This window comes from Bacteroides sp. 3_1_23 (genome assembly GCF_000162555.1).
Lineage (GTDB): Bacteria > Bacteroidota > Bacteroidia > Bacteroidales > Bacteroidaceae > Bacteroides > Bacteroides ovatus.
On the sequence record NZ_GG774964.1, the window covers coordinates 1 to 1,910 of the forward strand.

Annotated in this window: 2 protein-coding genes; both read right to left on the reverse strand. The window is 42.0% G+C overall.

Annotated features, from left to right (window positions below; translation table 11 throughout):
* Positions 1-551 precede the first annotated feature (551 nt).
* Positions 552-1,451 (reverse strand): IS3 family transposase, encoded by a 900-nt coding sequence (locus tag HMPREF9010_RS00030; protein ID WP_154399857.1) that lies wholly within the window; start codon positions 1,449-1,451, stop codon positions 552-554.
* Positions 1,452-1,486: 35 nt separating this feature from the next.
* On the reverse strand, positions 1,487-1,910 hold a 424-nt coding region (locus HMPREF9010_RS00025; RefSeq protein WP_232284384.1), incomplete at its 5' end, for a hypothetical protein.

Genomic DNA, 1,910 nt, shown 5'->3' on the forward strand with positions numbered 1-1,910 from the left:
GAAAAAACATGAAAACATCTGCCACCTGCAACCAAACGCGTGTAATGCACTAGTTGATAAATAGTTAGAGCGTTGCAGATACCTGCGGCAGATAGGTTGCAGATAAAGTATCTACAACACAGTATAAACCTTACATAAGCTAATTCTCCAGGAGGGCAAAAGTTTATTGTATACATTAACTTCCCGTTTCCAGGCGGGGAACTGTCGTTTCCGGCATTAGAAATTATAGTTTCCACGGCAGGAAACGAGAGTTTCTAAGGCGGGACACTACAGTTTCCACGTAAGGATACTGTCGTTTCCCCGTAGAGACACCACCATTTCTCCATAGAGTCTGTACTGTACTGGATTTAGTTGACAACTTCGCTTGTTATACCTAAGTTCGTTTACTCAATATTTTTTAAAACCTAAATAAGTTTACTTGTCCCTTTGTAATTCCTGTATAAGTTGTCATTTTAGATATTTTGCAAAATTATGTATCTTCTCTTATAAGTGCAAGACTTCGGGCTGTAAACTTTCATTAAATAACAAAAACTCTTCGCTCGGGGATCGCCCTAGCGGCAAGGGGCGGGAGCACCCGTCCCGACGAGCGGGACTTCAGCTACCTTTCCACTGCATTTACGAATATATTCCATCGGAGTTCTCATTTGTATGCCTTGATGCGGTCTAACATAATTGTATGCATATATGGCATCGGCTATACGTTTATCCAATTGTTCAAAGCTGTCATCTGTACAGTCAAAAAGCCACCCATTCTTGATCGTGTTATTCATCCGTTCAGCCAGAGCATTATGTAGCGGATCCCCACACTGAGTCATACTGATATTAATATGATGTTTCTTGAGCATACCTACATACAGGTTTGAGCAGTATTGCACTCCCCGGTCAGAATGGTGTATCAGATTATTCAAATCAACATTGTATCTGTTGTAAAAGTCCATAGCCATCCTAAGTGCCTTTAAAGGACCTTCCGCTTCGAGTGTTTTGCACAGGGCATATCCGACTATGGCCCGACTGCCCGCATCGGTAAGAAGGGACAGGTAAGCCCATCCCTGGCACGTGGCAACATAGGTTATGTCCGCTACAACCATTGAACCGAATGTGTCAGCTACAAATTTAGGCGTGACATTCAGCAGGTCTGGATAAATGTAATAATTATGATTGGAATTTGTAGTCTTTGGCCTCACACGTCTGACACGTTGACAAAGGCCATTGGCACGAAAAATATTATAGCATTGATCACGTCCAATGACCATCCTGACACCAAACTTGCGAAGGCAGCATGCATAGAGTTCACGCATACCAGCCTTGGGCATAAGTTTACGTAACTCATTACAATACAACACAATGCTTGATGTGAGGATGTCTATTTCCTTTTTTCTGTTGACATGCTTATAATAACCTTGTCTGGTTATGCCGAAGTAATCACAGAGGAACTGCAGACTGCCGCGCATATGACGGGCACAGTTCCCCTGTGACAAGGTGTCGATTACTTGGCATCGGAGTTTTTTCGAACCTTGATGTGATAGGTTGACTCCGCAAGATTAATCAATTCCTCACAAGCTTCATGACGAAGACTTTCCTCCTGAAGAGCACGTTGAAGCTTGCGATTTTCGGCACGCAATGCAGCGAGTTCTTTCTCCAGTTCATTGAGAGACTCATCAGAGTCTTTTCTTAAAGAGGGTTGTTCTGTACTCATAACTTTATCATTTATATGATACTTATCAAGCCAAAGAATCAGCAAACGACGGCAAATACCCGTACGCTTGGCAAACTGATACTTCGTTTCGGAAGTCGATAAATACTCACGAATATACGACATTCGTTCAGATTCTGTGTAAGGAGTGTACTTCTTTTTTAATTCTTCCATGTGAATTTCGAATTTAAGAAGTGTCAACTTATTCAGTACACTA